At 51.8% G+C, this 23,829-nt stretch carries 20 protein-coding genes; 15 read left to right on the top strand and 5 right to left on the bottom strand.

Annotated elements, in window-relative coordinates; genetic code table 11:
- Window positions 1-48: 48 nt before the first annotated feature.
- Complete coding sequence (gene tilS / locus ACYZZ0_RS17675; RefSeq protein ID WP_461537972.1) at window positions 49-1,413, top strand: tRNA lysidine(34) synthetase TilS; 1,365 nt, start codon at window positions 49-51, stop codon at window positions 1,411-1,413.
- On the opposite strand, the gene ACYZZ0_RS17670 is transcribed toward tilS, so the two are convergent.
- Entirely contained in the window at window positions 1,391-2,851 is a 1,461-nt protein-coding gene (locus tag ACYZZ0_RS17670; protein ID WP_461537971.1) for a diacylglycerol/lipid kinase family protein, read from the bottom strand. The two genes, tilS and ACYZZ0_RS17670, sit on opposite strands and share 23 nt — an antisense overlap.
- 194 nt (window positions 2,852-3,045) lie before the next feature.
- On the opposite strand from ACYZZ0_RS17670, the gene ACYZZ0_RS17665 reads away from it, so the two are divergent.
- From ACYZZ0_RS17665 to rpoS, 11 genes are all read left to right on the top strand, one after another.
- Window positions 3,046-4,674, top strand: a complete 1,629-nt coding sequence (locus ACYZZ0_RS17665) for a CTP synthase (RefSeq protein WP_461537970.1) — start codon at window positions 3,046-3,048, stop codon at window positions 4,672-4,674.
- A 155-nt stretch (window positions 4,675-4,829) separates the two neighbouring features.
- Window positions 4,830-5,681 carry a 3-deoxy-8-phosphooctulonate synthase gene (gene kdsA / locus ACYZZ0_RS17660; protein WP_461537969.1) on the top strand — a complete coding sequence of 284 codons (852 nt, stop codon included), beginning with the start codon at window positions 4,830-4,832 and terminating at the stop codon, window positions 5,679-5,681.
- A gap of 109 nt (window positions 5,682-5,790) precedes the next feature.
- Window positions 5,791-7,077 carry a phosphopyruvate hydratase gene (gene eno, locus ACYZZ0_RS17655; RefSeq protein WP_461537968.1) on the top strand — a complete coding sequence of 429 codons (1,287 nt, stop codon included), beginning with the start codon at window positions 5,791-5,793 and terminating at the stop codon, window positions 7,075-7,077.
- A 167-nt stretch (window positions 7,078-7,244) separates the two neighbouring features.
- Entirely contained in the window at window positions 7,245-7,523 is a 279-nt protein-coding gene (locus ACYZZ0_RS17650) for a septum formation initiator family protein (RefSeq protein WP_461537967.1), read from the top strand.
- Complete coding sequence (gene ispD / locus ACYZZ0_RS17645) at window positions 7,520-8,335, top strand: 2-C-methyl-D-erythritol 4-phosphate cytidylyltransferase (protein ID WP_461537966.1); 816 nt, start codon at window positions 7,520-7,522, stop codon at window positions 8,333-8,335. The genes ACYZZ0_RS17650 and ispD overlap by 4 nt, the downstream gene beginning before the upstream one ends.
- A complete protein-coding gene (ispF, locus tag ACYZZ0_RS17640) occupies window positions 8,332-8,811 on the top strand; it encodes a 2-C-methyl-D-erythritol 2,4-cyclodiphosphate synthase (RefSeq protein WP_461537965.1) in 480 nt (159 codons plus the stop codon). The genes ispD and ispF overlap by 4 nt, the downstream gene beginning before the upstream one ends.
- Before the next feature lie 75 nt (window positions 8,812-8,886).
- On the top strand, window positions 8,887-9,963 hold the full coding sequence (gene truD, locus ACYZZ0_RS17635) for a tRNA pseudouridine(13) synthase TruD (RefSeq protein WP_461537964.1): 1,077 nt from the start codon (window positions 8,887-8,889) through the stop codon (window positions 9,961-9,963).
- A gap of 8 nt (window positions 9,964-9,971) precedes the next feature.
- On the top strand, window positions 9,972-10,661 hold the full coding sequence (locus tag ACYZZ0_RS17630; protein ID WP_461537963.1) for a protein-L-isoaspartate(D-aspartate) O-methyltransferase: 690 nt from the start codon (window positions 9,972-9,974) through the stop codon (window positions 10,659-10,661).
- A 10-nt stretch (window positions 10,662-10,671) separates the two neighbouring features.
- Entirely contained in the window at window positions 10,672-11,610 is a 939-nt protein-coding gene (locus tag ACYZZ0_RS17625) for a DUF368 domain-containing protein (RefSeq protein WP_461537962.1), read from the top strand.
- A 252-nt stretch (window positions 11,611-11,862) separates the two neighbouring features.
- On the top strand, window positions 11,863-12,648 hold the full coding sequence (locus ACYZZ0_RS17620) for a peptidoglycan DD-metalloendopeptidase family protein (protein ID WP_461537961.1): 786 nt from the start codon (window positions 11,863-11,865) through the stop codon (window positions 12,646-12,648).
- A 107-nt stretch (window positions 12,649-12,755) separates the two neighbouring features.
- The gene (gene rpoS, locus ACYZZ0_RS17615; protein ID WP_461537960.1) at window positions 12,756-13,790 is read left to right on the top strand and encodes an RNA polymerase sigma factor RpoS; all 1,035 of its coding nucleotides are present in this window, start codon (window positions 12,756-12,758) and stop codon (window positions 13,788-13,790) included.
- A 78-nt stretch (window positions 13,791-13,868) separates the two neighbouring features.
- Here the strand turns inward: rpoS and fdxA are convergent, their stop codons facing one another.
- The 4 genes from fdxA to ACYZZ0_RS17595 all read right to left on the bottom strand — a co-directional run bounded on the left by fdxA (window position 13,869) and on the right by ACYZZ0_RS17595 (window position 21,348).
- Window positions 13,869-14,192 carry a ferredoxin FdxA gene (gene fdxA / locus ACYZZ0_RS17610; protein WP_461537959.1) on the bottom strand — a complete coding sequence of 108 codons (324 nt, stop codon included), beginning with the start codon at window positions 14,190-14,192 and terminating at the stop codon, window positions 13,869-13,871.
- A gap of 293 nt (window positions 14,193-14,485) precedes the next feature.
- Complete coding sequence (mutS, locus tag ACYZZ0_RS17605; RefSeq protein ID WP_461538110.1) at window positions 14,486-17,032, bottom strand: DNA mismatch repair protein MutS; 2,547 nt, start codon at window positions 17,030-17,032, stop codon at window positions 14,486-14,488.
- A gap of 409 nt (window positions 17,033-17,441) precedes the next feature.
- Entirely contained in the window at window positions 17,442-19,697 is a 2,256-nt protein-coding gene (locus tag ACYZZ0_RS17600) for a cytochrome-c peroxidase (RefSeq protein ID WP_461537958.1), read from the bottom strand.
- Between the two features lie 166 nt (window positions 19,698-19,863).
- Window positions 19,864-21,348: a class II fumarate hydratase gene (locus ACYZZ0_RS17595; RefSeq protein WP_461537957.1), complete on the bottom strand. Its 1,485-nt coding sequence runs from the start codon at window positions 21,346-21,348 to the stop codon at window positions 19,864-19,866.
- A gap of 194 nt (window positions 21,349-21,542) precedes the next feature.
- On the opposite strand from ACYZZ0_RS17595, the gene ACYZZ0_RS17590 reads away from it, so the two are divergent.
- The 3 genes from ACYZZ0_RS17590 (at window position 21,543) to ACYZZ0_RS17580 (ending at window position 23,798) form a co-directional block, all read left to right on the top strand.
- Window positions 21,543-22,031 (top strand): CinA family protein, encoded by a 489-nt coding sequence (locus ACYZZ0_RS17590; RefSeq protein WP_461537956.1) that lies wholly within the window; start codon window positions 21,543-21,545, stop codon window positions 22,029-22,031.
- A 123-nt stretch (window positions 22,032-22,154) separates the two neighbouring features.
- Window positions 22,155-23,201: a recombinase RecA gene (gene recA, locus ACYZZ0_RS17585; protein WP_461537955.1), complete on the top strand. Its 1,047-nt coding sequence runs from the start codon at window positions 22,155-22,157 to the stop codon at window positions 23,199-23,201.
- A 102-nt stretch (window positions 23,202-23,303) separates the two neighbouring features.
- Window positions 23,304-23,798, top strand: coding sequence for a regulatory protein RecX (locus ACYZZ0_RS17580; protein ID WP_461537954.1), 495 nt, complete (start codon window positions 23,304-23,306; stop codon window positions 23,796-23,798).
- The last annotated feature ends 31 nt before the right edge of the window (window positions 23,799-23,829 follow it).

Genomic DNA, 23,829 nt, shown 5'->3' with positions numbered 1-23,829 from the left:
CTCCTTCCTGTTACATTCAGTACTTTTGCGTTTTCTGTAGCGAGTTGAATGGACTTTTTGCAACGCCTTGAGCAAACCCTTTCCCGTTTTGTACCTGATCTGCAGCAAGCTGACTTTGTTGTCGGTTATAGTGGCGGTATGGACTCTACTGTTCTGCTGGATGCCATGTGTCAGTTGCGGGATGCAGGCAGGCTGAAAAAGCTGAGAGCTGTCCATGTGCATCATGGTCTTAACCAGCAGGCTGATGCATGGGTTAAGGATTGTGAAAGCTTCTGCGCGCACAGAAATATTTCACTTGTTGTTCGTAAGGTTGTACTTCCGGATCATTGCCCTGATGGCGTTGAGCTGGCGGCGCGAGAAGCTCGTTACTGGGTTTTTGAGTCAAGTATTGGTGACAATGCTTTTCTGCTACAGGCTCATCATCAAAGAGATCAGGCCGAAACCTTTCTGTTCAGAGCGCTCAGAGGCAGCGGTATTGGTGGTTTGAGTGGTATTCCCGCGATCCGACCTCTGGGAGCAGGGTATATATTGCGCCCCTTGTTGAATAGTTCCTGGGAGTCATTGAGTCTTCAAGCGGAACAGCGTCAGCTGCAATGGATTGAAGATGATTCCAACAGTGATGACCGGTTTGATCGCAACTTTCTGCGACTGAATATCCTGCCTTTACTCGAATCCCGCTGGCCGGAAGGGCAAAAGAAACTGGCGGAAGCATCTCGCGACTGTGCTGAATCTGCTCAGTTACTACAGGAGCTGGTAAGAGGAGATTTTGATCGCTGTGTCGCCGCTCCACGAGGGCTGTTTCTTGACCCCGCAATTGTGCTTGATTGTGACAAGTTGCAGTCCCTTTCAGTTATTCGGCAGCGGCATGTATTGCGATACTGGCTGGACTCGCAAGGCTTTCTGATGCCCTCGCGGGTAGTGCTGGAGCGGATGCTTCAGGAAGTGATTGTTGCCAGAGAAGATGCCGAGCCAGAAGTTTGCTGGGCTGGTGTCATCGTGCGGCGATATAAAAAGCAGCTTGTTGTGTGCAGGGTCGAACCAGAGGTCGCTCCGGTAACAAAAGTTTGGAGTATCGCGCAAAGCCGGTCTTTTGATCTTGGCGCAAATGGTCTCCTTTCTTTTAAAGGCGATGTTGTTGCTGAAACAAAGTTAAATATTCATTACCGAAATGAACTGGATAGCTCTGGTAAATTTGCACTGCAGGGGCGAAAAGGAAGCAAAACCCTGAAGCGCTGGCTGCAGGATTCGGGAGTGCCACCCTGGCTGCGGAACAGAGTCCCTTTGCTGTATTGTCAGGGTAAGCTGTTCGCAATTCCCGGGGTTGGCCTTGTCTCTGGAATAGTTCAGCCAGAAGAGGGCTGTAATCTTCAGTTTTACTGGGCTCCGACAGCTAATTTACCAGCAAGGTCATAGAATAAGCTGATGGATTTATCTCAATCTTCTCCGGGTAAATATCAGCTGAATACCTGATTATATGCTCTGTTGATTGTGGTGGTGTCAGCAGTTCACCATCCACGACGAACCTGTTGGTGTGTTCTAGTGAATGAATAGTCAGGCTTCGAACTTGTTCTGTAACGGTGTAGGGCGTATCAAGGTGCCCGCCTTTGTCCATATTGATCAGGGTTGAACACCTACGGCAAAAAGTGCCACAGCTGGTCAGTTCTCTGCTAGTGATTGTAGTCAGTTCAAGATTCTCATCCTCTGCTTTTACCTCGCTTGCAAGCTGATAACCGATACCGGCGTGGGTCACATTCATGGCAGTAAGGAAGGCATATTCTTCTTCCGGGTAAGTCGATGTGTCAGTAATAATCTGCAGGTGATAATTTCGGGGAACAAGCAGAAAGCGGATGCCGCTGATGGTAAAACGGCAGTCTCCGAGCCATCGCATCCATTCAGAACCTATATCGACATCGGCTACAACGGCAGTGGTGAAACTGAGCAATAAATAACCGGTGTGTACAGTTTGATCAGACCATGTGACTGTGTACTGTTTGGCATGTACTCGTCTGCCTGCAGCAGAAGGCGTCAGCAGCGCCGAAAGGAAGCTTTTGAAAGCAAGAGGGGCTGTTGTCGTTTCCATTGTTGCGGCAAGTCCGTTACCCGAGCCGGCAGGAATTATTGCAAGATTATGGAGCAGGGGGTCTCCAGGTTGGTGTGATTCTGCAAGAGCGGTAAACACCTGATTGACTGTTCCATCACCACCAATGATCAAAAGAGCTTCAAGCTTGCCTTTTTCTCGCTCTAAAAATGCTTTGACTTCTTCACCATCACGAGATGTCTCACACCAATGCACTTCTCCTCCCTGCCCCCCTATGATCTTCTGGACCCACTCATAGATGACTTTCCCTTCACCCGTTCCGCTTGCGGGGTTAAAAACAACGCCGATTTTTCGTTCCTGTAACGGCTGATCGAAAGTATCGGTTTTCAATTCAGGGTAAAGGCGATTGTTTAGCGCAGTGCATGTCTTTGATACTTCAGTTTGGTTGTTGAAGCAAAGAGAGAGGCTCTCAGGGACTGACTGTGTTTTGCTGGTGATAAATCTCAGGCTGGCTTTGGTGCCATTGACAGGGAGTAGCCCAAGAACAGAGGTGCAGGTTGTTTTGCTTAATTCTGTTCCAGAGGAATCAGTAATAATGATCTCGTAACGCCTGGGTTCTGAATGGACGTGGAACTCCACAGTAGCCGGATCGTCTTCGGTTGAGGAAGTGAAGACATGGGGCGTTGTATCCAGTTGGGCTGAAAAAAGAAGGGCAGCATAGCCGTTTGTTACATCGAAGATCAGCGTGTAGAAAAAAAACATGCCTGCGACTCTGAATATTACATTTCCCGACGGCAACAGAAATGCACGCATTGTTTATTCTCTCACTTTTTTGTTACCCGGAAGTGTAGGCAGAGAAAGTGCTATGCGTTGTGGTCATAACACACTGCTATACAGAAACATTCAGGATTAACGAAAATTTTACCCGTGCCACAAAATTTGATAACCTGTGATCCCATCTCGTACATTCCCTGCCAACCCCAGCTCTATAATTCAACAGGTTTTCAATGACGCGCTTTATTTTCGTCACCGGCGGTGTTGTTTCCTCATTGGGTAAAGGTATTGCCTCTGCCTCTCTGGCGGCCATTCTGGAAGCTCGCGGTCTGAAGGTAACACTGCTGAAGCTTGACCCGTATATCAACGTTGACCCGGGTACCATGAGCCCGTTTCAGCACGGTGAGGTTTTTGTCACCGAAGATGGCGCTGAAACCGACCTCGACCTGGGGCACTATGAGCGCTTTGTGCGCACCACTATGAAGAAGGGTAATAACTTCACGACCGGTCGGGTTTATGAAACCGTGCTGCGCAAGGAGCGCCGCGGTGACTACCTGGGCGGAACCGTACAGGTTATTCCTCACATTACTGATGAGATCAAGCGTCGCGTACTGGCGGGAGCCGGAGATGCGGACGTGGCGCTGGTGGAAATCGGTGGTACTGCCGGTGATATCGAATCCCAGCCGTTCCTGGAAGCTGTGCGTCAGCTGAAAGTTGAACTGGGTTCTACCCGTGCTGCACTGATGCACCTGACGCTGGTGCCTTACATCAAGACCGCTGGCGAAATCAAAACCAAGCCGACTCAGCACTCCGTAAAAGAGCTGCGTTCCATCGGCCTCCAGCCAGACGTGCTGATCTGCCGTTCCGAAATGCACATCGATGAATCTGCCCGCCGCAAGATTTCCCTGTTTACCAACGTGGAAGAGCGTGCAGTTGTTTCCCTGCGCGATGCTGACAGCATCTACCGTATTCCGCGGATGCTGCACGAAGAAGGTCTGGACCAGTACATCGTTGAGCGTCTGGGTCTGACCCAGGCCAAGCCGGCTGACCTGAGTGAGTGGGATGACGTGCTGGATCGTGATCTGAATCCTCAGCGCGAAATCACCATTGCCATGGTCGGCAAGTACATGGAACTACTGGATGCTTACAAGTCTCTGATTGAAGCGGTCAAGCATGCCGGTCTGAAGACTCGTTCCAAAGTTACTATCCGCTATATTGATTCTGAAAATATCGAGCGCGAAGGTGTTGATCAGCTAAAAGATGTTGATGCCATTCTGGTACCGGGTGGCTTCGGTCAGCGCGGTGTGGAAGGCAAGATTGCGGCGGTTAAATATGCCCGTGAGAACAAGGTACCTTACCTGGGAATCTGCCTCGGTATGCAGGTGGCCGTGATTGAATATGCCCGTCACGTTGCCGGGCTTGAAGGTGCCAGCAGTACTGAATTTGATGCCAGCAATCCGCATCCGGTTATCGGTCTGATCACCGAGTGGATCGATGCCGAAGGTCAGCGTGAAAGCCGCAGTGAATCCTCTGACCTGGGTGGCACCATGCGCCTGGGTGCCCAGGGCTGTAACCTGGTGAAAGGTTCCCGTGCTCATGAAGCCTATGGTCAGGAACAGATTGTTGAACGTCATCGTCACCGTTACGAAGTCAACAATAACTACATCAGCCAGCTGGAGCAGGCCGGCCTGCAGATTACCGGTCGTTCTGCCGATCAGGCGCTGGTAGAAATTGTCGAAGTGGCAGACCACCCCTGGTTTGTGGCTTGTCAGTTCCATCCGGAGTTCACTTCCACGCCGCGGGATGGTCACGGGCTGTTCACATCCTTCGTAAATGCTGCGCTGGATCACAAGAACGCCTGATTCACGCCCGTCAGGGCTTGATTGCAGCACGCAGGGCAGGTTTAATAACCGCCCTGCGTATTTCAGTTCCTCCTATCCGAACCCACACAGCCTTCGGGTGCTGTCGCCATATGGCGTTGTAGCCTTTGGGCATTGTTGAAGGGAGCTTTAATAAAGTGTCTGATAAAACCGTTCAGGTCGGATCAATTCCGGTTGCCAATAATCTGCCATTCACACTGTTTGGCGGCATGAATGTGCTGGAATCCAGGGATATGGCTCTGAAGGTTGCCGAGCATTATGTCGAAGTCACCGGCAAGCTGGGTATCCCCTATGTATTCAAGGCCTCCTTTGACAAGGCCAACCGCTCTTCTGTCCACTCCTACCGTGGACCGGGTCTGGAAGAAGGCCTGAAGATCCTCAGCGAGATCAAGAGCACCTTTGATATTCCGGTTATCAGCGATGTTCACGAGCCGGCCCAGTGCCAGCCTGCAGCAGAAGTCTGCGATGTGATCCAGCTGCCGGCGTTCCTGGCACGCCAGACCGATCTGGTAAAAGCCATGGCCGAGACCGATGCGGTTATCAATATTAAAAAGCCGCAGTTCCTGAGCCCGGGACAGATGGGCAATATCGTTGAAAAGTTTGCCGAAGCCGGCAACGAAAAGATCATTTTATGTGAACGGGGCAGCAGCTTCGGCTACGATAATCTGGTAGTCGACATGCTTGGCTTCCGTACGATGAAAGAGTGCAGCGGTGGTGCACCGGTCATCTTTGACGTAACTCACTCCCTGCAGTGCCGCGACCCGCTGGGCGCCGCTTCCGGTGGTCGTCGCCATCAGGTGACCGAACTGGCGCGGGCTGGTATGGCACTGGGGCTGGCAGGTCTGTTCCTGGAATCTCACCCGGATCCTGATGCAGCACGCTGCGACGGACCGAGTGCACTGAAGCTGTCTCAGCTTGAAGCATTCCTGACCCAGATGAAGGCGGTAGATGATCTGGTGAAATCTTTCCCTTCTCTGGAAACAGCCTGATATAGAATTTTTTGCTCCGGTTATGACTTCTCCCCCTCATTCGGATAAGCCGGAAATCGGCACCGGATCTGAAGTGATAACCGGGCGTGTTAAACGGAGCAGCAATTAAATGGCACAAATCAGCAAAATTATTGCCCGGGAAATCATGGACTCCCGTGGCAACCCGACTATCGAAGCCGATGTAATCCTGGAATCCGGTGTAATGGGTCGTGCTGCGGCACCTTCCGGTGCTTCCACTGGTTCCCGTGAAGCGCTGGAGCTGCGTGACAAGGCTGACCGCTACATGGGTAAGGGCGTTGAAACTGCCGTTGACAACGTCAACAGCAAAATCGCTCCGGCTCTGGTGGGTAAAGACGCGACTGATCAGGAAGCGCTGGACCGCATCATGATCGAATTGGACGGTACTGACAACAAGTCTGTACTGGGCGCCAACGCCATTCTGGCAGTATCCCTGGCTGCAGCTAAAGCTGCTGCGACTGAAAAGGGCATGCCGCTGTACGCTCACATCGCTGAGCTGAACGGTACTGCCGGTCAGTACAGCATGCCGGTTCCGATGATGAACATCATCAACGGTGGTGAGCACGCTGACAACAACGTTGATATCCAGGAATTCATGGTTCAGCCGGTCAGCGCGCCTAACTTCAAGGAAGCTCTGCGCATGGGCGCTGAAATCTTCCACAACCTGAAGAAAGTACTGTCCGCCAAGGGCCTGAACACAGCCGTTGGTGACGAAGGTGGTTTTGCTCCGAACCTGGCTTCCAACGCTGAAGCGCTGGCTGTTATCGCTGAAGCTGTTGCCGCTGCCGGTTACAAACTGGGTGAAGACGTCACTCTGGCTCTGGACTGCGCCGCTTCCGAATTCTACAAGGACGGCAAGTACGACCTGAAGGGTGAAGGCAAGGTATACTCTGCCAACGAATTCAGCGACTTCCTGGCCAGCCTGTGCGACGACTTCCCGATCGCTTCTATCGAAGACGGTCTGGACGAGTCCGACTGGGACGGCTGGAAGTACCAGACTGAAAAGCTGGGTGAGCGCATCCAGCTGGTAGGTGACGACCTGTTCGTAACCAATACCCGCATCCTGAAGGAAGGTATTGACCAGGGCGTTGGTAACTCCATCCTGATCAAGTTCAACCAGATCGGTACCCTGACCGAAACTCTGGAAGCTATTCGCATGGCGCGTGAAGCCGGTTACACTGCTGTAATCTCTCACCGCAGCGGCGAAACCGAAGACAGCACCATCGCCGATCTGGCTGTTGGTACTGCGGCTGGCCAGATCAAGACCGGTTCCCTGTGCCGTTCTGACCGTGTCTCCAAGTACAACCAGCTGCTGCGCATCGAAGAGCAACTGGGTGACGCTGCTCCTTACCGTGGCCGCAGCGAATTCAGCCGCTAAGCATGATTTCAGTTCCTCTCTGGTCGAAGGTTTGAGGCCTGATGGCTTCAGGGGAATGAACAACTCATGTTAAAAAGAGGGGGAGAACGTCAGTTCTCCCCCTTTGTTCGTTTTGGCTGGTGAATCCAACGGACACAGGGTTCCATGGCAGAAGGACGCAGAAAATAATGAAAGCCATAATGCTGGGACTGCTGGCAATGCTGGCGGTGTTGCAATACCGTTTGTGGGTGGGGCAGGGCAGCATTGCCGAAGCGTACGGATTAAAGCGCCAGATTGCAGAACAAAAGCAAGAGAATGAGCGCCTGTTCCAGCGGAATGCCCAGCTTGCTGCAGAAGTTGTTGAGCTGCAGCAAGGTTATGAAAGTGTCGAGCAGCAGGCCCGAATGGAACTGGGAATGGTGCGTCGGGGCGAAACCCTGTATATCCTGTCCGAGGAAAAAGAGTGAGTAAACCTCTGTCGTCTGATGCGATGCCTGCCGTATGGTGTGTGGTACCGGCGGCCGGTATTGGCAGCCGCATGAAAAGCAGTCTTCCCAAGCAGTATCTGAAGCTGGGTGACCAGACTGTACTTGAGCACACATTGCAGCGCCTGCTGGCATTTCCACAAATTCAGAGGATCGTAGTTGCGGTCAGTCCCGAAGATACCCTTTATGCCTCCCTGCCGGTTATGGCATTAGAACGGATTATGACCGTTGATGGTGGCGCTGAACGTTATCTGTCAGTTTTAAATGGTCTGGCCGCACTGGATGGTCTGGCAGCAGCAAATGACTGGGTGATGGTACATGATGCGGCACGTCCCTGTGTCAGACTGGGAGATTTACAGCAGTTACTGAATGAAGCCGGTAATGATGAAACCGGTGGACTGCTGGCCTGCCCGGTGAGTGACACCATCAAGCGTGAGCAGCCTGCGGCTTCCAAAAGATCCGGGGAAACCATTGACCGCAGCCAGCTGTGGCACGCCATGACACCCCAGATGTTTCGTAAACAGGCGCTACATGATGCATTAAGAAATGCCATTGAATCAGGTGCTGCCGTCACTGATGAAGCTTCAGCAATAGAGCTGGCCGGTCAGTCGCCGATGCTGGTTACCGGACATTCCGACAATATTAAAATTACTCGTCCGGAAGATCTGGCACTGGCTGCGTTTTTGCTTTCGCGACAGCAGAATACGGAAGCAGAAACAGTAAAATCTGCACCGGTATCATCTACAACCATCTCTTCTACAAAAACAGCAGAACCTCAGGAGACAGATGTATGAACTTGCGTATTGGACACGGCTTTGATGTTCATCGTTTCGGTGAAGGTGACTTTGTTGTTTTAGGCGGAGTGAAAATTCCTCATGACCAAGGTCTGGTTGCACACTCTGATGGTGATGTAGCCATTCATGCATTGTGCGATGCGTTGCTGGGGGCTGCCGGACTGGGTGATATCGGTCGTCATTTTCCGGATACCGATGATCAGTTCAAGGGTATAGACAGTCGTGAGTTGCTGCGACAGGTGATTCAGCAACTGGCTGAACGCAAGATGAAGCCGTCGAATATTGATCTGACGATTATTGCCCAGGCTCCACGACTGTCGACGCATATCGATAAAATGTGTGCCACCCTTGCAGATGATCTGCAACTGGCTGTTGAAGATGTGAATGTAAAAGCAACCACCACTGAAAAGCTGGGCTATACCGGACGCAAGGAAGGTATCGCCGCTCATGCTGTCGTGCTGGTTCAGAAAGACTGACGTTTAGAATTAATACCTGTAGTCAGATCGGTAGATCTGTAATTACTGTGTCATGTGCTGGAGTATGTTGTTGTCATGACAATACAAATGGATCAGGCGTTTGCCTGGGGTGGCCCGGAAGGTCAGGCGCTGTTCAAGCAGAGTAATGAAGATTTTCGGGTAGATGAAATCCTGCCTTTTCAGCCTTCGGGAGAAGGTGAACATATTCTGATCCAGATTGAAAAATCGGGTCATAATACCGCCTGGGTCAGCAAACTGCTGGCTGCTGCGGCTGATGTGCCTCCACGTCAAGTGACGTATGCAGGGCTGAAGGATCGCCATGGTGTGACCACCCAGTGGTTTGGAGTACATCTGCCGGGCAAGCACGAGCCGGACTTCTCTGTAATTGAGCAGCAGGAAGAAGGCATCAGAATTCTGCAGGTCGCCCGTCACGATCGTAAACTGCGTACAGGCTCTCTGACAGGTAACCGTTTTCAGATTCGGTTGCGTGAACTGAATGGTGACCGCGATCAATTGGAACAGCGGCTGCAGCATATCAAGACTAAAGGTGTGCCCAATTATTTTGGTCCGCAGCGTTTCGGTCATGAAGGCCGGAATGTTGAAACTGCGCTGGCGATGTTCCGGGGGGAAATCAGCCGCAAGCGGATCAACCGTCAGAAGCGAAGCATCTATTTGTCCGCAGCACGCTCCTGGCTGTTTAACCTTCATCTGGCTTCACGAATTGAAGATAATAGCTGGAACCGCTATCAGCCGGGTGATGTTCTGATGTTTAATGACTCTGACACCCTGATTCTTCCGGAACGGATTGATGACAGTGCGATAGCACGTGCGGCCAGCCATGAATTGCTGCCGACCGGCCCTATGTGGGGACGTGGCAGACCTGTGAGCCAGGAAAGCGTGGCTGAGGCTGAAAAGCAGCTGGCCGAAGGGCATCCGGATCTGACCTCGGGACTGGAAATGGCCGGCCTCAATCAGGAGCGCCGGGCACTGGTACTGATGCCGGCAGCGTTTGAATGGCAATTTGAAGGTGATGACCTGTTACTGTCATTCAGCCTTCGTCGTGGCAGCTATGCCACCGCTGTATTGCGCGAGCTGACTACACTGGTTGAACCTGATTTCAGGGATGCTGCAGATAAAAATAACAACGATTGAGCCTCCCAATGATACAGTCCTATGCTAAGACTCCTGATCCAAGAATTGTTGGTATCGGTATGACCTCCCAGCGCACCCGGGAAAGGTTGATCCGTCGGCTTGAAGCCGAGGGAATAAAGGACCCCCGGGTTCTGGATGCCATTTTTACGGTGCCCCGACACCTGTTTGTTGATGAGGCACTGTCCCATCGTGCCTATGAGGATACAGCTCTGCCGATTGGTCTGGGTCAGACGATTTCCCAGCCCTATATTGTTGCCAGAATGACCGAAGTGCTGCTGGCCGGCAAGCAGGTCAATTCTGTGCTGGAAGTCGGTACCGGCTGCGGTTATCAGACTGCAGTGCTGTCCGGCATGGTACAGAAGGTGTACTCCATTGAACGGATCAAACCCCTGCAGGAGCGGGCACGGGAGCGGTTTCGGCAACTGCGGCTGAATAACGTATTTCTGCGTCATGGCGATGGCTTTGAAGGCTGGGGGGCTCAGGCCCCGTTTGATGCCATACTGGTTACCGCTGCTCCGCCTTCCGTACCGCAGACTCTGTTTGATCAGCTCAGGTGTGGTGGCCGAATGGTAATTCCGGTGGGGGATGATGACAGTCAGGTGTTATTGCTGATTACCAAGGATGAACAGGGGCGGCCACAGCGACAAGTGCTGGATCCGGTGCGCTTTGTGCCGATGCTTCAGGGTATAGGAAATTGAACGGACCACTATGACAAAAGTAAAGAATAAGGGCCCCCTGCTGTTGCTCAAGGGAATGGCCATGGGTGCTGCGGATGTAGTTCCCGGTGTCTCCGGGGGAACAGTTGCCTTTATTACTGGCATCTATGACGAGTTGATCGACTCCCTCAAGAGTCTTAGTCCGGAAAAGCTGCTGGTGCTGAAGCGGGAAGGTTTTGCTCGGTTCTGGGAAGCGATTAACGGTACTTTTCTGGTGACCCTGTTTGGCGGCATTTTGTTGAGTGTATTTTCCATGGCAAAAGGTATCAGTCATTTGCTGGAAACATATCCGCTGCTGTTATGGTCATTTTTCTTTGGTTTGATTCTGGTTTCTGCGTTTTTGATGAAACGGCGGGTGGAAGCCTGGAAACCGGCACTGTTTTTCTGGCTGATTCTGGGAACTGCTTTCGGGGTGATGGTAACCGAACTGAGTCCGTCCAATCTGCCAGGTACGCCACTGTTCCTGTTTATGGGGGGAGCCATAGCAATCTGCGCCATGGTATTGCCGGGTATTTCCGGCAGTTTCATGTTGCTGATTATGGGGCTCTATGCAGTTGTTATCGATGCGGTGCGTTCAGTTGATATTGCAACACTGTCTTATTTTGCCGTGGGCTGTGGTATTGGCTTGTTGCTGTTCTCCCGTTTGATCAGCTGGTTGTTGCATCATTTCCATGATGTGATGACGGCGTTTTTAATTGGGCTGATGTTTGGTTCGCTTAACAAGATCTGGCCATGGAAACAGAATGTCGAAGTGGTGGTGACTGAAAGCGGCAAGGTCAAACCGCTGATTCAAAACAATCTTCTGCCTTGGGATTTTGAGCGCCTGACAGGCGAGCCTTCCATGCTGTCTCAATCTGTCGCGATGATGATCGGTGCCTGTGCGATGGTACTGCTGATTGATTATATTGCCCGAAAGTTTGGTGCGGAATAAAGTAGTAAGAGCCTGTTCATGATCTTTCGTGGATAGAGAAAATGTTGAGAAAAAACTCAGGTGCTTCGATTTTTTGAGGCGCATAGTGGTGCTATGTAACGAGGAAAAACGGAGCACCTGAGTTTTTTATCGGCATTTGCAGCCCACGACAAGATTATGAACAGGCTCTAATAACAGTGCTTTTGAAAGCCTGTAGCAAGGACGTGGAAAGGAAAATAATTGAGAGGTGTTATGTCCGGGGGAGCGGGAACAATGATGACAACCAGAAGACTGGCAGCCATGGCACTTTGCCTGATGCTGGCAGGATGTTCTTCAGGTCCGCAATCCGTTCCTGTTTATGACCGGACACTGCCGCCGGAAGTTACCTGGGGTGCACACGTTGTCAGCCCCGGGGAAACCCTGTTTTCTATCGCCTGGTTGTATGGTCGTGACTTCAGGGAATTAGCGAAAGCTAATAACATCGATGGCTCTTATACCATTTACCCCGGTCAGAAACTTACTCTAAAGAAACCGGTACAGCATGTTACAAACAATAGGTACAAGTCCCACTCAAGGGGTTCCACACCGAAAAAAGCTGTGGTAAAAAAGGAGGGGAGTAAGAAACATACAGCTGCAGGAGCGGCTGGCACAGTCCGAAAACAAAGTTCTACATACAAGGAAAGTGCAAAGCCGGTCTGGGGTTGGCCGGCGCAGGGAGCAGTCAAAGGCCGTTTTTCCACCAAAGGGAAAGTTAACAAGGGAATTGATATTCAGGGAAAACACGGCGATCCGGTAAAGGCGTCTTCACGTGGGCAAGTGGTTTATGCTGGCAGTGGTCTTACCGGATACGGAAACCTCATAATCATAAAACATAATGCGAGCTATCTGAGTGCCTATGCTCACAACCACAAGTTGCTGGTGCGTGAGGGGGAGGTAGTTAAAGCAGGCCAGAAGATAGCCGAAATAGGTTCTACAGGGACGAATGAGCCTAAGTTGCACTTTGAAATCAGACGCAATGGCAAGCCTGTTAATCCCTTGGCATACTTGCCTTCACGTTAAGTTTCAGTGCAGTTAGGCAATCTAGAAAAGAAGGACTTGGTGGTTGTCGGTGTTATCCATCAGGTAAACCGGCTGCGAGTGGGACTTTTCGGACAGGACTGACTCTTATGACACCAAAAAGGGAAGCGGCAGAGCTAAGCAGTTGTGCTGAAGATCAGGAAACCCAGGGATCAGGGTTGATAGAAGAAGGTAATGATGCCAATGGTGATACCGCGCAGCCGGCAGCCGCCGCAGCCGCAACGGAATCGCCAGCCGCAGCAGATCCTGCCGCCGGACGCAGGCGGCGTGAGGATGATGCTTCTTTCTACAAGTCTGTAGATGCTACCCAGCTTTATCTCAATGAAATCGGTTTTTCGCCGTTGCTGACGCCGGAAGAAGAAGTGCATTATGCACGTCTTGCGCGCAAGGGTGTGGAAGCTGGTCGCCGTCGTATGATTGAGTCTAATCTGCGACTGGTGGTAAAAATTTCCCGCCGCTATGTCAATCGCGGACTGTCACTGCTGGATCTGATCGAGGAAGGAAACCTTGGTCTGATTCGGGCGGTGGAAAAATTCGATCCCGAGCGAGGCTTCCGTTTCTCCACCTATGCAACCTGGTGGATTCGGCAGACCATTGAACGGGCCATCATGAACCAGACCCGAACCATTCGCCTGCCGATTCATGTGGTCAAGGAACTGAATGTTTATCTTCGGGCTGCTCGCGAGCTGACCCAGAAGCTGGATCATGATCCGACGCCGGAAGAAATTGCCGAGCTGCTGGACAAGCCGGTTGATGACGTCAAGCGGATGCTGGGTCTGAATGAGCGGGTAACATCTGTCGATACACCGCTGGGTCCGGATTCCGACAAGTCCATCTTGGATACTATTTCTGATGATAACGGTGCTGATCCGGCAGAGTTGCTGCAGGATACCGACCTGAATGAAAGCCTCGATCGCTGGCTGGGTGAACTGTCAGAGAAGCAGCGCGAAGTAGTGGCTCGTCGCTTTGGTTTGCGTGGCTATGAAACCAGCACGCTGGAAGAAGTGGGCCGGGAAATTGGTCTGACCCGTGAACGGGTAAGACAGATTCAGGTTGAAGCTCTCAAGCGCTTGCGCAGCATTCTGGAAAAGCAGGGTTTAAGTGGCGAATCGCTGTTTAAATAACCGCTCTTTCTAGAACAAAAGCCTAAAAACAAAAAACCGCTCTGATGAGCGGTTTTTTATGCTGACGATAAAGGTTTTTTATCGTTCGAGGTGTTCCAGTTTACCCTTCACACCATCCCATTCTTCAGCATCTGCCAGTGCATCTTTCTTCTCGGTGATGTTCGGCCAAACTTCAGCCAAGTCGGTATTCAGCTCGATAAATTCCTGCTGATCTTCCGGCACTTCATCCTCGGAGAAAATGGCAGCCGCCGGGCATTCTGGCTCGCACAGTGCGCAATCAATACACTCATCCGGGTGAATAACCAGGAAGTTCGGCCCTTCATAGAAGCAGTCAACAGGACACACTTCCACGCAGTCTGTGTATTTGCACTTGATGCAGTTTTCACCGACAACAAACGCCATGGCTGGTTTACTCCGTTCTTAAGGTCGTTCAGGTTTTATCGGGTCTGATTAACTCGGGGGTATGGCAGTTCACACTACCAGCATATTAATCAGACCGACCTGATGTTAGTGGGCGATGCCCCGTTCGGCCACAAAATGACGCGAAGGACTGCCCGGCTATTGCTGTCGGGTTGTTATCGACCGCTTGTCCTTATAAATCAATGTTATAAGGCAATAAAAGCGGAACATATATACCAACTCGACTGAATCAGCGGGCAGTCTATCAGTAAATACTTCAGCTGAAAACGAACAGATCAGTTGCCTGCCAGCTGCTTCAGCTGATAAACCAGCGCCAGTGCTTCCCGCGGCGTCATATCATCAGGTGCCACTTCGTCCAGAATTTCCAGTACCGGACTGGGTTCAGAAACAGCAAACAGATCGTTCTGCATTGGCGAAGCCTGAGCTACAGGTGCCGTTGCTTTCACGGGTTGATCCTTGTTTTCCAGCTCATGCAGTTTGCTGCGAGCCTGGGTAATGACTGCACGGGGAACGCCGGCCAGCTGTGCCACCTGCAGACCATAACTCTGGCTGGCAGGACCTTCCTGAACAGCATGCAAAAAGACAATGCTGTCGCCATGTTCGGTGGCATTCAAATGCACATTGCTGACTGAACTGTTGATGCCGGGTAACTGGGTCAGTTCAAAGTAATGGGTTGCAAACAGAGTAAATGCACCCACCGTTTCTGCCAGATGCTCGGCACAGGCCCAGGCCAGAGACAGACCGTCAAAGGTACTGGTACCCCGCCCAATTTCATCCATTAGTATCAGACTGTTACGGGTGGCATTGTTGAGAATGTTGGCCGTTTCAGTCATCTCCACCATAAAGGTCGAGCGGCCCCCGGCCAGATCATCAGATGAACCAATCCGGGTAAAGATGCGATCAATCAAACCGATCTTGGCATGACTGGCTGGAACAAAACTGCCAATATGGGCCAGCAGCACAATCAGTGCAGTCTGACGCATATAGGTCGATTTACCGCCCATGTTGGGGCCGGTAATGATCAGCATGCGTCGTTTGTTGTTCAGATTCAGGCCATTGGCGACAAACGGTTCATTCAGTACCTGCTCCACGACCGGGTGACGACCTTCATCAATCTGGATACCGGGTGTGGTTGTCAGTTCCGGGCAACACAGATTGAGCTTGTCGGCACGTTCGGCCAGGTTTACCAGCACATCCAGTTCGGCAATTGCAGCGGCGCTGGTTTGCAGTTCGGCAATATGCTCTGCCAGTTTGTCGAGTAGCGCTTCGTAGAGAGCTTTTTCTCTGGCCAGTGCCCGGCTTTTACTACTGAGTGCCTTGTCTTCAAAGGTTTTCAGTTCCGGGGTAATAAACCGCTCGGCATTTTTCAGAGTCTGGCGACGGATATAGTCAACCGGTGCATCACCGGATTCACGCCGGCTCAGTTCAATGTAGTAACCGTGTACCCGGTTATAACCCACCTTGAGGGTAGAGAGACCGGTACGTTCCCGCTCCCGGGTTTCCAGTTCCAGCAGATAGCCGCCGGCGTTCTCACTGATATTGCGCAGTTCATCCAGTTCGGGATCGTAACCTTCAGCAATCACGCCACCATCACGAATCACGACCGGCGGGTTTTCAATCACCGCACGGGTGAGTAGCTCGGTCAGTTCCGGATAGATGCTGATTTCTTCAGCCAGTTGATTCAGCCGTGGTGCAAACAGCTGGGTCATGGTGGTCTGCAGCTCCGGCAGGATAGTCAGCGCATCCCGCAGTCGGGCCAGATCGCGCGGGCGGGCAGAGCGTAATGCAATCCGGGCCAGAATCCGTTCGATATCACCGATACCGCGCAGATGTTCATGAACGGCTTCAAACTGATAGTTTTCCAACAGGTGACTGATAGCAGTCTGGCGATCTGTCAGTGTCGTTTTATTCCGCAGCGGGCGGTGCAGCCAGCGAGACAGCAAACGACTGCCCATGGCTGTTGCGGTGCGATCCATAACCGACAGCAGGGTATTGTCACGGCCGCCGGCCAGATTAATATCCAGCTCCAGATTACTGCGAGTCGCAGCATCGAGAATAACACTGTCTTCCCGGCGCTCGACACTCAGTCCCTGGATATGGGGCAGGGCAGTACGCTGGGTTTCACGGGCATAGAGCAACAGGCTGCCTGCAGCCTGCAACGCTGCATCAAGTGCTTCTACACCAAAACCGGAAAGATCACGGGTGCCAAACTGACGGCATAAAGCGGTCACCCCGCTTTCCATATCAAAGTCCCAGGGCGGACGCTTGCGAATACCACTCCGGCGGAAAATCCATTCCGGCAGTTGCTGATCTTCACATACCAGCAGTTCTGCCGGAGATAATCGCTCCAGTTCTCCCGCCAGCGCTTCTTCACCTGACACTTCCAGCACCTGAAAACGGCCGCTGGTAATATCCAGAGATGCCAGGCCGAAAAGCTGCTGTTGGGCAAACACCGCTGTCAGCCAGTTATCCTGCCGTTCTTCCAGCAGTGCTTCATCACTGACAGTACCTGGAGTGATAACCCGCACCACCTTGCGTTCAACCGGCCCCTTGCTGGTAGCCGGATCGCCAACCTGTTCACAGATTGCAACCGACTCGCCCTGTTTCACCAGTCGTGCCAGATAACCTTCCGCCGAATGAAACGGGATACCGGCCATGGGAATCGGCTCACCACCGGAATGGCCGCGGGCGGTCAGGGTGATATCCAGAATCTGTGATGCTTTACGAGCGTCGTCGTAAAACAGTTCGTAAAAATCACCCATGCGGTAGAACACCAGCTGATCCCGGTGTTCCTGTTTGATACGCAAGTATTGCTGCATCATGGGCGTATGGCGAACAGGCTTATCTTTTTCTACTGTTTTCAATGGCTTATGACTTTTCGTGAATTCCTGGGGGATATGCGGGGCAACATGCAGACCGATCCATGTGCTATCCATTGATAATGGATGTTTACCTGCACAGGATAGTCGTTATGCCCCAGCGGTTTTGCAATATGTGACATATTACCATGAGCCTTTGGGCTGCATGACGCAAAAATTTGAAGTGTTTGAAAATGCTCCGGGTGAGCATCTGAGTCAGAGATGGTGTTTTGGGATAAACAGGTCTCATCAAAGCTGAAGAGACCTGTTTGAGTTGGAGTTTAAGTTACCCAGAAGGAAGCTGTTGAGCGAACGGAGACGAATTTATGGATATCGGGCAGCAAGAAGCTCTACCTGATATCCTGCATGGTCATTAAATCCCCATTTCTTCCGGCGTAGCACTATCCTGACGAATCTCGGCAGTCACTGCTGACATAAAGGCATTCAGAGCCAGCAACTCCTCGTTAGTCATCTCAAGTCGTTCAATCAGATTGGAGACTTGCGGGAACTGTTTCTCGTACTTGTATTTGTACTGGGGAAAACTGCCGTTGCGGTTTCGGGTCATACCGTTGTTGTACATGGCCAGCATACCGGTAACACGACCGGAGCGGGAGATATTGGCCACATTGAACAGTCCGAGGTGTGTGCCCGGATCCGTTGCCTTGATATCGCGCAGTATCGGTACCCGGAATTTGCCCATATCAGCGGGGTTGAAGGTAACCTTGAACCGGCCACGATCTTCCAGGCTTCGACCGTAATAGGTCAGGCCTATATTCTCAAACTTGTTATTGGTCATCATCGGACCGCTGTGGCAGTTCATGCACTTGGCCTTGGTACGGAACAGGTGCAGGCCATGCAGCTGCTGGTCGGTCAGGGCGTTGCTATCGCCTTTCAGGAAACGGTCAAAATCATTTTCCTGACTGATAATGGTGCGTTCAAATGTTGCGATGGCTTGTGCAATACGCTCCAGAGTGACGTTTTCATCACCAAAGGCGGAATTGAATAGCGGACCATACTCTTTGACAGCGACCAGTTTATCCAGCAGTTCGTTGTGAGGCAGGCCCATTTCGATCGGATTACTGATCGGGTGCAGTGACTGTTCTTCCAGAGAACCGACCCGGCCATCCAGGAACAGGGTGTCATAGTAGGCGGTATTCAGAATGGTCGGTGTATTACGGCTACCGGTCTGGCCCTTGATACCGACCGCCAGTCGAATACCATCGGCCCAGCCTTTTTTCGGATCATGGCAGGAAGCACAGGAAACGGTGTCGTCTTTGGAAAGACGGGTATCAAAGAACAGCTTTTTACCCAGCGCCACTTTTTCAGGGGAATAGGGATTGTCTTCCGGGAAAGGAACCGCCGGACGCAGGCCAAGTTCAGTCCATTCGGCACCTTCTGTTACCGTCGGGGCGGGCCATTGTGCAGGCGGCTTGGAGTAGCTTTCACGCAGGGCTTTCAAATCAACCGGAGTTTCCACTGCAGGCAGATTGCTCCACATGGATACCGGCTCAAAGAAGTGCAGCATGATTCGGCCATTATCCTGCTCAGGTGTGCCCTTGATACTGATGACCTCGGCAACACCTGAGTCGTTGGTGACCCAGTATCCGGCGTCTGCGCTCAGGAACGGGAATGTTTTGGGGTAGCGGACAGCACCATCTTTAAACAGCTTTTCAAATTCGGTGCGTGTCGGCAGTCTCCATTGTGATTGCTGGCACAGTTTGGCGTCATTGGTAGCCTGGATTGTGGTGTCGATGGCATCGGTGGTTTGCAGCTGAACATTGTCGGTCATTTGCCACAGGCGAATACCGTAGCTTCTGGAAGATACTCTGCGAATGTCGTCAACACAGGCCCAGGGCATTTGGGTAAAACTGGCTGCCTGCTTCTGCACCGGCCAGGCATTATTGCCCAGACGCAGAAACGATGTGACTTCCGGGTTTGGCATCAGCTCCTGTTCAGGATGGAGCTTCTTTTGAGCGGTGATGACAGCTTCACTGTTAAGGGCAAAGAATGAGGTTTTTGTCTCTTCTTCACTCTGAAGCGCTGTCATCATTTTATAGCTGTCAGCGTAGAACAGGGTTGAGCTGTTGGATTCTGTTACCAGCATGGCGACTGCGAGTTCTTCTGCTCTGGCTTCAAAGTCGCCGTCAGTGCTTTTCTCGTTACCCTTGTTGATTTCATCCCGGGTCAGGCTGCCGTTATGGTCGGTATCGGTCAGGGCAAACCGTGCTGTTGTCATCACATCCATGACTGGCAGTGTAGCGGTTTGCGCAGGTGTATCAGCCTGCTGTGCCTGAGCGCTTTGAACAGAAGCTTGCTGCTGACTGGCTTTCTGCTGCAACATGGCAGCACTGTCGGTAACCAGCTTATAGACTGAATCGTCAACTTCGACCGTCAATTCCAGCGGCAGGTCGCGAACGGCACCTTTTGGAACCGTGAGCTTGAAGGAACCATCATCTGCAACAGTGGTTGAAACGGAAATACCCGAGGCAGGCTGAACCGCCTTCAGAGTTTCGCCATTCACATTCCTTGAGCTGCTAACCGAGCCACTGATCTGGAAGGAGGATAAAGGTGGCGCGGGGGTTGAGTCGCTGCCGTTATCTTGGCATCCGGCCAGTAATCCGAGTGTCATTAAACCCAGTATTTTTTTTGAAGGCGCAGTTTTCATTAATACGATCGCAAATGATAGTGATTCTTATCCTTGAGGGCGCAGAATCATACAGCACGATCTGGTGCTTTCAAAGAAGATATTGGGGAATTGTCGGATAAACCTCCGGCCGGGCCGGAGGTCGTTTAACTTACTTCTGAATTCCGCCTTCTGTAAGGTGCAGAGGCTCAAGCAAGGCTTTCAGTTCTTTCTCACTCATACCGGTTTTTTCCCTTGCAACATCAATGACCGGTCGTTGCTCCCGGTAAGCTTGCTTGGCTATCTCTGCAGCTTTGAGGTAACCAATAACAGGATTCAGTGCTGTTACCAGCACAGGGTTGCGATGCAGGGCTTCCTCAATAATATCCAGCCGTACCCTGAATCCGGCCAGCGCCTTATCTGCCAGAACGGTACTGGCTCCGGTTGCCAGCGTAATACTGGTAATCAGATTGTTGGCAATCAGCGGCAGCATGACATTGAGTTCAAAATTGCCGGACTGGGCTGCGATCGCGATTGCGGTATCAAGTCCGATAATCTGGGCTGAAGCCATGGTTACAGATTCGGATATCACCGGGTTTACCTTGCCCGGCATAATACTGGAGCCCGGCTGTAATACCGGCAGTTCAATTTCACCGAAGCCTGCCAGCGGGCCACTGTTCATCAGTCTCAGGTCATTGGCAATCTTGGTCAGGCTGACGGCCACACTTCTTAAAACAGAAGACAGCTCGAGTGACGTTGCTGGCACACTTTGCGCGGCAAAGAAGTTGTTTACAGGTTTGAAGGGTAGGCGGGTGTTACGTTCGAGGTTTTCACACACGCGCCTGGCATATTCCGGGTGGGTGTTTACGCCGGTTCCCACTGCTGTTCCGCCGAGCGTCAGCTGATATAGTCGCTCCTGTACCTGCTCCAGTCGTTGCCGGTCTTGCTGTACGAGAGCAAGCCAGCCACTGATTTCCTGACCAAATGTCACTGGCATGGCATCCATCATATGGGTGCGGCCGGTTTTCACGACCTTGTCCAGCTCTGTTTTCCGTTTGGTCAAGATCTCAGTCAAATGATCCAGAGCAGGCAACAGTCGCTGGTGGACTAACAACGCCGTTGAAAGGTGAATGGCAGATGGCACAACATCATTACTACTTTGGCCCAGGTTAACGTGATCATTGGGTGAAATCTCCGGCCCTCCACTGCGTTTTATCAGGTTACTTATGACTTCGTTCACATTCATATTTGTGCTGGTTCCGGAGCCGGTCTGGTAGACATCGATCGGGAAAGCGTCCTGATGTTTTCCGGCAATTAATTCATCTGCTGCTGTTACAATGGCATCAGCCTTATCATTCGGGAGCAGTTGCAGTGAACGGTTGGTATCGGCAGCAGCTTTCTTTATTTCGGCAATGGCCTGAATAAAGACAAAGGGCAGTGGCTGACCACTGACGGGGAAGTTATTGATAGCGCGCTGGGTCTGGGCTCCATAAAGTGCGTTGGCCGGAACCTCGACCTCTCCCAGGCTGTCAGTCTCGATTCGCACAAGCTGTGTTTCATGGGTTGGGGATTCATTGGCCTGGACACTCCAGCATGCGATACCGCAGCAAATGACGACAGATGAGCACAATAGCCTGTAATCAGAAAGCGTTTTCATATCTCTACTCTGAGTACAACAAAAGCTTTCAGGGTAGATAGGAAATGGGCTGGCGAAAGGCTTGCAGGTGAAAAAATGATCAGCAGGCTGTGCTTGCGGATAATGGGTACAGTTGCCCCATCTTTGTCGGTCGTTTCCTTCCACCCGACAGATAAACGATTTACAGTAATTCCTTTGACCTTTGAGGTTCTAAAGTGGCAACACAGCAACAGGTGGAAACCCTTGCCGCAGAAGTCGGTGCTTTACTCCGGCAGCATGGTTGTCAGCTGGTGACTGCAGAGTCCTGTACCGGTGGCTGGATTGCTCAGGCTATGACTGCTGTTCCCGGCAGTTCCGAGTGGTTCTGGGGGGCATATGTCACCTATACCAATGCAACTAAAGAGCGGATGCTGGGTGTTGATGCCGCTGTACTTGAACAGTATGGGGCGGTCAGTCGTGAAGTCGCCTTGCAGATGGCTGAAGGCGCGCTGCGTAATTCGGGTGTTGGTACATCTATTGCTGTAACCGGTCTTGCCGGTCCAGATGGTGGATCAGATGATTTGCCTGTGGGTACTGTATGGATTGCATGGGGTGTTCAAGGTCAGTCGGCCGTAGCGAAACGCTTTTGTTTTGATGGTGACCGGCAGGCAGTCAGGCTGGCAGCTGTGGCCGAGGCTCTGACCGGGGTCAGGGAACGGCTCTGAATAGCATTTTTTGAACTTGCACTGTGTTTTTATACAGTACTATACTGTACAACAGTTTCGGCAACTTTAGACTGCATTCGGTTACTTTAGATTGCAACGTCAGACTTCAGGCTAGGAGATCAAATGAGCGATAACAGAAAAAAAGCCCTGTCCGCAGCGCTGGGCCAGATTGAACGTCAGTTTGGCAAAGGCGCAGTGATGCGTATGGGAGATCAGAAGCGTGAGGCGATTCCTGCCATTTCGACCGGCTCACTGCAGCTGGATATTGCTCTGGGCATTGGTGGTCTGCCGAAAGGCCGTATTGTCGAGATCTTCGGGCCTGAATCTTCCGGTAAAACCACTCTGACCCTGAGTGCTATTGCTGAAGCCCAGAAGCAGGGTTGCACCTGTGCCTTTGTTGACGCTGAGCACGCCCTGGACCCGGATTATGCCGGCAAGCTGGGGGTTCAGGTCGACGACCTGTATGTTTCCCAGCCGGATACCGGTGAACAGGCACTGGAAATCACGGATATGCTGGTGCGCTCCGGCGCTGTTGATGTGATTGTTGTTGACTCGGTTGCGGCGCTGGTACCCAAGGCTGAAATCGAAGGTGACATGGGGGATTCTCACGTTGGTCTGCAGGCTCGTCTGATGTCTCAGGCACTGCGCAAGATTACCGGTTCCATCAAGCAGGCTAACTGCCTGGTTATCTTCATCAACCAGATTCGAATGAAGATCGGTGTGATGTTCGGTAACCCGGAAACTACTACCGGTGGTAATGCCCTGAAATTCTACTCTTCTGTCCGTTTGGATATTCGTCGTACCGGTGCGGTGAAGCAGGGTGACGAAGTGATTGGTAACGAAACCCGGGTCAAGGTTGTTAAGAACAAGGTATCGCCACCTTTCCGCCAGGCTGAATTCCAGATTCTGTATGGTCAGGGTATTTACCGGATGGGTGAAGTCATCGATCTTGGCGTCAAGCTCAAGCTGGTTGAGAAGGCGGGTGCCTGGTACTCCTATAAGGGTTCCAAGATTGGACAGGGCAAGGCCAATGCGGCACAGTATCTGACCGATAACTCAAAAATTGCTGAAGAGATCGAAGGTCAGATTCGAGCCGAGCTGCTACAGCAGTCTGCAGAGAAAGGGGAAGAAACCAAGGCCTCAGAAGCACCGGAAGGTGAGCTGGTCTGATATTCTGACCCATAATCAAGCCTGATCTGTCTAAAGCGGCGTCGTGACACATATACGTGACACGGCGTCGAATTATTTATGGTAACCGGTGCAGGAGGGTATATGGATATCAATGTACGGGACTTGGATAACAGTGACGAACAGCTCGCGCCGAAAGTTCGTCTGTCTGCCATGAATCTGCTGGCCAGAAGGGAATATTCACGGGCAGAACTGCGGGTAAGACTGGTACGGAAATATCCTTTCGAGCTGGTAGAGCAGACGCTGGACCGACTGGTAGCCGAAAAACTGCAGAGCGATGAACGTTTTGCCGAGAGTTTTGTACGCCAGTGGCTGAACAAGGGGTATGGCCCGATGCGGATTCGGCAAGAACTGAAACTGCGGGAAGTTGATGAAGCTCTGGTGAATGATTATCTGGTAGCAGATGATGAACTGTGGATTGAACAGGCCATGCGTATGCTTGATAAGCGCTTTGGCAAATCATCGGGCAAAACAGACAAGCTGGCAGAACTGAAGCAGATGAAATACCTGCAGCAGCGTGGATTCAGCTATCAGCATATTCGTCAGGCGATGAGACAGAGTGAAGGCCACGATGAGTAATTGTTGGGCTTCTTCAGTATTTTTTTAAAGC

Origin of the sequence: Spongorhabdus nitratireducens (genome assembly GCA_947387575.1) — a bacterium.
GTDB lineage: Bacteria > Pseudomonadota > Gammaproteobacteria > Pseudomonadales > Endozoicomonadaceae > CANDOC01.
Note: the sequence above shows the minus strand (reverse complement) of the source record. Positions and strands in the feature narration are given on the sequence as shown.